The organism is Parolsenella sp., from assembly GCF_982402205.1.
In genome coordinates this window covers 1-7,825 of the sequence record NZ_CEVYAT010000073.1, presented here as the reverse complement: position 1 = coordinate 7,825, position 7,825 = coordinate 1, and the positions used below count along the sequence as shown (strand labels likewise).

The window sequence follows — 7,825 nt, the reverse complement described above, 5'->3', positions numbered from 1 at the left end:
CGCCATGCGCCCGGCTGCCGGCGACGTCTGCCTGCGCGGCGGTTTCGAAGTTGGCCATCACGGCCCCTCTCGTCATGCGCGCGCCCGCCCCGGGCACGCACCGCGAACATTCGAGGGGACAGTATGACACGTGCCATGACACCTGACAAGACAGCTGTAAAGACAGGTGCCAACAAGGACGAGAAGAACAAATGCAGAGGCACGTCTACCGAAAGGACAAGCGAGGCAAAGCCGACTGCACGCAATTCGACAACGTGCATCCTCGCGGCGCCCGTAAGGCAAGCAGCTGCACCTAATTCGGCCTTGTGCATCCGTTCTGGCGCGTACAAGGACGACAGGTGCACTCAAACGGCCCTCGTGTATTCCCCGACAGCCCAGGCACGGATGCACCAGCCCGTTATACGTGCATCGGCGCGGTCGCAGCACTCCACAGCAAATGCACCAGGCCGCTTTACGTGCACCGGCGGGGCCATCGCTCTCGGAAATGAATACACCAGGCCGGCAAGTGCGCTTCGACGCGACCCTCGCTCCCGAACACGAATGCACTACGCCCCACTCCGTGCAGGCCCCTGCGCCTCGCGAACGACAGGCCACCACGCCTCGAGTTGCGCGGCAGGCAGACGCATGCCGCGCATGTAGCACCAAGGCGCGCGATGCGGTCCCGGCCGCCTACTCAACAGCCTAGATCGTGACGCCGCTCGACCAGTCGCCGCCGGTCTTGGCCGCGCGGTTGCGCAGGTTCTGGATCGTGGCCTCCATGCCGTGGGGCGCGTAGCCGTCGTAGGTGCCCAGGTCCTGCGGGATGTAGGCCGCAAGGCTCATCTCGGCCGTCTGGCGCGGCTCTCGCGGCTCCTCGCCGGGCGTTGCGGCATAGGCGCACACGCGGGCACCTTTGCCGCCCAGCTTGACCTCGTACTCGCTCGTGGGATCGTCGGGGCGGTCGGCGCGGGCGTCGCGACTGGTCCAGCCAGGCGCGTAGCCGGCAATCGGCAGCTGCGTCAGGGCAAAGTCGAACAACGGCTGGCTATCCGTGCGCAGGCGCACCTGCCCGCCCGGCGCCAGCACATGGCGATAGTCCATGAGTCGCTCGAAGTTCGCCGTGCGCTTGCTCGAGTCCTTCTTGCGCGGAAACGGCGTGGGAAAGTTGAGGTAGATGCACGCAAGCTCACCCGGAGCAAACATCTCGGTGACGCGCATGGCGTTTCCCGGCACAAAGACCACGTTAGCAAGCCCGCTCTCGCAACCCGCCTGCGCGGCATAGGCAATGCAGATGGGCTCGGAGTCCATGCCAATAAACAGAACGTCGGGCTCACGACGGGCGGCCTCGACCGTAAAGCCACCGCGCCCGCATCCGAGGTCGAGACGAACCTCGCGGAAGGGCGCGGCACCGCTCTTGCGGCACGCGGCAGCCCACAGGCCGCGCCAGCCATACGGGTTGGGCTCGATGGCCGCGGCATAGCGCTCGAGGCGCTCCTCGAGCACGAAGTTCTTGGGCAGGCGAATGTGCAGACCGTGCATGGGCTCCCATATCTCTCGCGAGGCTTGCGCGGGCAGGCCGCCCGCGCCCAACCGGCACGCAGACAGCCCACCAACGCATCCAATCGACGCGGGCAACACTGCCCGCGCGCTCAAACGCTCCCCATTATCAGGGCAAACGTGATCGAGCAGAGCCCGCGCGGGCAATACGCACAAAAAGAGGCCCGCCGCAGCTCACGGCTGCGACGGGCCAACCAGCTCGAAAGAGGACGCCTGCAGGTGCCGCAGCACACCCGCACACGCCCTCAGCCCGGCTACTTTGCCTCGTCCACGAAGTACTTGGCGATTGACTCGATGAGCCCCTCCTTGGTGACCTGCCTGAGCACCTCGGCAGCCCTCTGCTCGTCCATGAAGATGCCCATCAGGGACTGCAGAACCTGCACCTGTCCGCCATCGCGCAGGATGCCCAGGTTGATGACGATGCTGGCCTTGACCTCGTCGCCCAGCCCACCCATGGGCTGGAAGGCGATGGGCTCGCTCGGCCTCACCACGGCGATGTAGGGCTTGGCGATGTGCACCGGATCGGTGTGCGGAATCGCGATCTGGGCCGCCTCGCAGGCAAGGCCCGTGGGATAGTTGCGCTCGCGCTCGGAGATGGCCTCCTTCCACGTGTCGCGAATATAGCCCATGGGGGCAAGACGTGCCTCGAGCTTGTCGAACAGCTCAAACGCATCCTTTGCCTCGATGTCAAAGAACACAAGATCGGGGTTGAACAGTTGCGCATCAACGGCTGCCATTGACGCTCCTTTCTTTCGCTGTGTCGGCGTTTGGCGACCACGCGGGTCGACTAACGCGGGCATAGCGCACGCATGCCATGCCGGGCGCCCTCGCAAACGGAGTCTCGGAGAAGAGAAGGAAAGCGAGACCCCGTTCGCGAGGGCGCCGGGAAGCGCACCCTACCTGCCGTCTTCCTGAGCCCAGCGCTCACGCGACCTCACACGCAGGCCGTCCGGGTCGAGACGAGCCTCGGTGTCGAGGAGGAAGCGGTACAGGGAAGCGGCATCGTCGCCGTCCGCGTCGCGCAAATCGGAACAGGGCAAGAAGAAGCGGCCACCCGTGAGGCCACCGCCATTGATGCGCGCGTAGGCGCGCATCCCCTGGCTCTCGCGCACGGCGAGGCTGCGGATGACGGGGATGGGATACTCGTCGACGTGGCCAAAGGACTCGAACGCAACGTAGTACTTGCCCAGCGTCACGCGGCGCGGATAGGCGTGCGCCACCCAGGCGTTGAACATCGAGTAGACGGCCACCACAAAGAGAGCGCCCGTGAGAAGACGCAGCACGCCCGCCCAGAAGAGCAGCGCGCACGCGACGCATGCCACCACAGACACATAGGTGGGCAGCAGCACGTCAATGGCGTAGCGACGCCCATCGTAGGTGTAGGTGACGTCCTCGTCCGTGCGAACGACCTGACCCAACGAGCTTGTGGACATGCTTCCTCCAAGAGACGGCGGACGCGAGCGCATCATGCGAGCGCGTAACAAAAGGGCGCGAGGCGAACAGGCCCCGCAGGGAACCCGCCGCCAGGCCAGGGGACGTTGGCCTGGCGGCGGGCAGAAGGGGGAACGAGACGAGGCGCTAGGCCTGCTCGGAGGTGCCGGCGTGGAGCTCGGCGGCCTCCTTCATGATGCGCTGACGGTTCCACAGGCCCATGGCAACGGCCACGACGCCGGTGACGACAACGCCCACGATCGGGTTGATGCTGCTGAGCAGCACGAAGACGCCAGACAGGGGGCTGCCGCCGTCGGACAGGACGGTCACGAGCGAGGAGCCGGCCACGCCGGTGTCGCCCACGGCACCCGCGATGTCAAAGCCAGCCTGCATGGCCGACTGCGTGATGAGCGGGGCAAGGGCCGTCGAGATGAGCAACAGGCCCACGACGGAGACGAGGCCCACGATGAGACCACGGAAGCCGTTGCCCTTGCAGATGGGCACGGCCACGGCCAGCATATAGGTGCCGGCGGTGAGGTCGACGAACGGCAGCGTCTGGTTGCCAAGCGGCTGCAGGATCAGGGCAAAGGCGACCATCAGCGGAATGAGGATCAGGGCCAGGGACAGCGTGGCGGGGTAGCCCACGGCAATGGCGGAGTCGAGGCCGATGTAGATGTTGCCGCGGTTCTTGACGCGCGTCTGGATGAAGTTCGAGGCGGCGTCGGAGATGGGCATGAGGCCCTCCATGAGCAGGGAGGCCATGCGCGGGATGAGCACGAGCACGGCGCCCAGGGACACGCCCAGGGTCAGGACCTGCGTGATGGACCCGGCGACGTCGGAGCCGTCGAAGTAGGCGACGAAGCCGATGATGATGCCGATGATCGTGCCGATGAAGAGGGGCTCGCCAAAGACGCCGAACTTCTTCTGCATCTTCTCGATGTCGATGTCGATGTCACGAACGCCCGGGATGCGGTCGAGCACCCAGTTGATGGCCCAGGCAACCGGCGCGTAGGCCAGGCTGAAGCCCTGCGAAATCGAGACGCCCGGCATGTTCAGCGCCTTCTGGACGTCCTTGGCCGTGGCGTCGGCGAGAACGAGCAGGATGATCTCGTCGATGATCGCGGCGGCAAAACCCAGCGTGAGGTTGCCGGTGACGTTGGCCACGAGCGAGCCCACGAAGGCGAAGTGCCAGTAGTTCCAGATGTCGACGTTCACGGTCTGCGTGAAGTTGATGAGGACGAGCAGGATGTTGACCACGAGGCCAAGCGGGATGATGACTAGGCCAACCGCCGTGCCCAGGGCGATGGCGGCACCAGCGGGCCAGCCCACGTCCATCACGGAAAGCTGCAGGCCAAAGCGCTTGATCATCTCCTGGACCGCCGGGCCGAGCGAGGACCCGAACAGCTGGTTGATAACAAGGTTCAGGCCAATGAAGCCCACGCCGACCAACAGGCCGGCCTTGAGGCTCTTGCCGAACCCGGCTCCCAGCGCGCAACCGATGATCGTGATGACGATGGGCATCATCACCGACACACCGAGGCTCTGGAGGAAGCCAAAGAACGAGACGATGGCGTCCATACTTCTCCTTTGCTTCTGCGGGAAAGCCCGCAAGCTTAAGCCACCCGCGGGTGGCACCTTCGGCCGATTTGGCACAGCGCTCCCCTAGGCCGCCATGCCGCGGCCACACTCCGGCCGCCCGAGGCGGCCCGATTGCCAAGTTGTTTGGACTGGCTAGGCCTGCTTGCAGACCTCGAGGATCTGCTGCTCGGCCGCGGCCTTGCCAATGGTGGTGAGGAACGGCACGCCGTTCACGTACGGGCAGGCGATGCCGGCGGGAGCCGCGGTGGTGGCAACCAGCAGCACGGCATCCTGGCACTGGCTGGGGGCCTCGGCGATGGAGCACTTCACGAGCTCGAACTTGCCGCCCATGCCATTGGACTCGAGCAGGTCCTTGACCTTGCCCTCGACCGCAGTTGAGGTGGCGATGCCCGAGCCGCAGGCCACAACGATCTTCTTCATGATTACTACCTTCCTTTCGCTGCGATGCGCCTTGGCTAAACGTTTGGGCGCGTCAACTCATGGAAGGATTTAAACACATTGTTTAAATAGGTCAATAGTGTTTAAGGCGAATTGTTTAATTTGTTTAGCTGAATGGTAGTTTTACAGCCGTTTTAACTACTAAACACTCTTGCAAAGTGTTTAGTTAAACAGATAATCTAAACAGGAGCGCAAGCCAGGGGCCCGCGAGGCCGCTAGTATACTCGGCATCAATAGGCATACTACTTGTAAACGAACAACAGGTGAGAGGACATGGGCAAAGTCAGCATCCGAGAGATCGCGCGCCGCACGGGCTACTCCCCCGCCACGGTCTCCAACGCACTCAACGGCAAGCAGACGGTCAGCAGTCGCACGGCCGGCATCGTGCTTGCAGAGGCAGAGCGCCTGGGCTACAGGCGCGAGGGAAAGCTCGACCACGTCCAGTTTGTCATAGCGCGCACCACGGGCCGCATCGTGGACGAGCAGCCCTTCAACCTCGCGGTCATCACGGGCGTGGAGGCAGAGGCGCGCAGGCACAACCTCACGACCTCCCTCACCACGCTCGACCTCTCGGACCACAAGGAGGCGCGCAAGCGCATCGCCGAGCTTTGCAGCGACCCCACGGGCGGCGTGGCGCTGCTTGCCACCGAGATGACCAACGATGACGACTACGCGCTGTTCGAGGACTCCAAGTCTCCCCTCGTGATGGTTGACGGCTGGAGCGACAAGCTCCCGTTCGATGCCGTGACCATAGCCAACGAGAGCGCCGCCTACCGCGCCACCGCCTTCTTGGCCGAGTGCGGCCACGAGAAGATCGGCTACCTCTCCGGAGACTTCAGGATCCGCAACTACCCTCTGCGCGAGCAGGGCTACCGCCACGTCCTGGACGACGTGACGATTGAGTACGATCCAAGGTTCCGCCTGCTCGTGGGAACCACCTATGAGACGGCACAGGCCGACATCTGCGCCTGGCTCGACACCGACCCCGAGCTGCCCACGGCCTTCTTTGCCGACAACGACGTCGTGGCCGTGGCGGCCATCCGTGCCCTCACCTCGCGAGGCATCTCAGTGCCCGACGACGTTTCGATCATGGGCTTCGACGACATCGACATGGCGCGCGCCACGACCCCGGCCCTCACGACCGTCCACGTGCCCCGCCAGGGCATGGGCGAGCTCGCCGTTCGCAACCTACTCGAACAGGTCATGAACCCGCGCCACGTGCCAAGCGTGACGCAGGTGCACACGATGCTCGTAGAGCGCGAGAGCGTGCGGCACCTGATGTAGGCCCCGCACGTCTCGGCACAAAAGCGCCGCAGCAAAGCGATACGCGCGACACCGCAACAAGAACGCCCGCCTGCCTCGACCATCCCGAGGCAGGCGGGCGCAACTGGTATACGCACAAAAAGAGGCCCGCCGCAGCGCGTGGCTGCGGCGGGCCTGATGCCGCACGTGGGAGCGTCGAGCGCAGAGCCCAGCGCTCGACCGTACGGCTGGATGAGGGACCCAAGCTAGGGAGCTCCCCCCTGAGCTCCCTAGCCGGAATGCGTCCCGGGGAAACGCTTACTTACTCGTTGTCGCCAGCGGTCATCTGGGTAGCAGAGAGCTCACCCTCGGAGGCGGCGGCAGCGTCGGGCCAGACCCAGCTGGTGAAGGCGGGGTGATCGTAGCCCTCGTCGACGGCGAACTGGAAGGCCTCCTCGCGGAAGTTCTCCCACTCCTCGATCTTGGCGGCGAACTTCTCGGCGTCGATCATGCGCAGGGCGTCGGCAGCGAGGGCCCAACGGTCCATGTTGTTGAGGCGCAGCATGTCGAACGGCGTGGTCGTGGAGCCCTTCTCCTCGTAGCCGTGGACGTTCCAGGAGTCGTGGCCCGGACGGTCCCACACGAGGCGACGGATGGTGCCGGCGTAGGCGTGGAAGGCAAAGAGGACGGGCTTCTCGCCGTTGCCAAAGAGCTCGGCGAACTTCTCGTCGGAGATGGCCTGGTCGTTCTCGGAGACGTTCTGGATCTTCAGAAGGTCAACGACGTTGACGAACTTGGCCTTGACGCCCTCGCCCTTGAGCATGTCGAGGGCAGCGAGGGCCTCGAGGGCCGGCACGTCGCCGCAGGTGCCCAGCACGATGTCGGCGTCAGCGAGCGTCTCGGCGCTGCTGGCCCACTTCCACTCGGCGACGCCCTCGGCCAGCTCGGCCTTGGCCTCGTCGACGGTCAGGAAGGTCGGGGCGGGCTGCTTGCCGCAGAAGATGGCGTTCACGCAGTTCGTGGACTGGTAGCAGCGCTCGGCCACGGCGAGGGCCATGTTGGCGTCGCAGGGGTAGTAGGCGTTGACGACGTGGGTGTCGTTGGCCTTGTTGAGCAGCAGGTCGACGAAGCCGGGGTCCTGGTGGGAGAAGCCGTTGTGGTCCTGACGCCAGACGTGGCTGGAGAGCAGGATGTTAAGGCCGGCGATGGGCTTGCGCCAAGGGATCTCGCGGACGGTGGCCTCGAGCCACTTGCAGTGCTGGTTGATCATCGAGTCGACGACGTGGATGAAGGACTCGTAGGAGCTCCACACGCCATGACGGCCGGTGAGCACGTAGGCCTCGAGGAAGCCCTCGCACTGGTGCTCGGAGAGCTGCTCGACGACCTTGCCGGACGGGCAGAGGAGCTCGTCGTTGTCGCCGTCGGCGTAGTAGCCGCCCTCCCACTGCTTGGAGGTGTACTTGTAGGCGTCCTGGAGACGGTTGGAAGCGGTCTCGTCGGGGCCGAAGATGCGGAAGTCGTCCTCGTTGAGGTGCAGCACGTCAGCGGTGTAGGCACCAAAGACGCGAGCGGCCTCGGT

At 64.9% G+C, this 7,825-nt stretch carries 7 protein-coding genes; 1 reads left to right on the top strand and 6 read right to left on the bottom strand.

Annotated elements, in window-relative coordinates; genetic code table 11:
- Positions 1-681 precede the first annotated feature (681 nt).
- The 5 genes from trmB to AC1VTH_RS05115 all read right to left on the bottom strand — a co-directional run bounded on the left by trmB (position 682) and on the right by AC1VTH_RS05115 (position 4,986).
- On the bottom strand, positions 682-1,518 hold the full coding sequence (gene trmB / locus AC1VTH_RS05135) for a tRNA (guanine(46)-N(7))-methyltransferase TrmB (RefSeq protein WP_481335070.1): 837 nt from the start codon (positions 1,516-1,518) through the stop codon (positions 682-684).
- Positions 1,519-1,790: 272 nt separating this feature from the next.
- A complete protein-coding gene (locus AC1VTH_RS05130) occupies positions 1,791-2,273 on the bottom strand; it encodes a PTS sugar transporter subunit IIA (protein ID WP_293825130.1) in 483 nt (160 codons plus the stop codon).
- A gap of 159 nt (positions 2,274-2,432) precedes the next feature.
- A complete protein-coding gene (locus AC1VTH_RS05125; RefSeq protein WP_481335069.1) occupies positions 2,433-2,969 on the bottom strand; it encodes a hypothetical protein in 537 nt (178 codons plus the stop codon).
- Positions 2,970-3,114: 145 nt separating this feature from the next.
- Positions 3,115-4,545, bottom strand: a complete 1,431-nt coding sequence (locus AC1VTH_RS05120) for a PTS galactitol transporter subunit IIC (RefSeq protein ID WP_293825134.1) — start codon at positions 4,543-4,545, stop codon at positions 3,115-3,117.
- A gap of 153 nt (positions 4,546-4,698) precedes the next feature.
- On the bottom strand, positions 4,699-4,986 hold the full coding sequence (locus AC1VTH_RS05115; RefSeq protein WP_481335067.1) for a PTS sugar transporter subunit IIB: 288 nt from the start codon (positions 4,984-4,986) through the stop codon (positions 4,699-4,701).
- A 291-nt stretch (positions 4,987-5,277) separates the two neighbouring features.
- On the opposite strand from AC1VTH_RS05115, the gene AC1VTH_RS05110 reads away from it, so the two are divergent.
- Entirely contained in the window at positions 5,278-6,288 is a 1,011-nt protein-coding gene (locus AC1VTH_RS05110; RefSeq protein ID WP_481335065.1) for a LacI family DNA-binding transcriptional regulator, read from the top strand.
- Between the two features lie 280 nt (positions 6,289-6,568).
- Here AC1VTH_RS05110 and AC1VTH_RS05105 read toward each other — a convergent pair.
- A partial coding sequence (locus AC1VTH_RS05105) for a phosphoketolase family protein (protein WP_481335064.1) occupies positions 6,569-7,825 on the bottom strand: 1,257 nt, incomplete at its 5' end.

Bases quoted from the DNA above. Each gene is read 5' to 3' on its own strand.
- AC1VTH_RS05120 (WP_293825134.1), bottom strand. From the start codon at position 4,545: ATGGACGCCATCGTCTCGTTCTTTGGCTTCCTCCAGAGCCTCGGTGTG.
- AC1VTH_RS05110 (WP_481335065.1), top strand. From the start codon at position 5,278: ATGGGCAAAGTCAGCATCCGAGAGATCGCGCGCCGCACGGGCTACTCC.
- AC1VTH_RS05125 (WP_481335069.1), bottom strand. From the start codon at position 2,969: ATGTCCACAAGCTCGTTGGGTCAGGTCGTTCGCACGGACGAGGACGTC.
- trmB (WP_481335070.1), bottom strand. From the start codon at position 1,518: ATGCACGGTCTGCACATTCGCCTGCCCAAGAACTTCGTGCTCGAGGAG.
- AC1VTH_RS05130 (WP_293825130.1), bottom strand. From the start codon at position 2,273: ATGGCAGCCGTTGATGCGCAACTGTTCAACCCCGATCTTGTGTTCTTT.
- AC1VTH_RS05115 (WP_481335067.1), bottom strand. From the start codon at position 4,986: ATGAAGAAGATCGTTGTGGCCTGCGGCTCGGGCATCGCCACCTCAACT.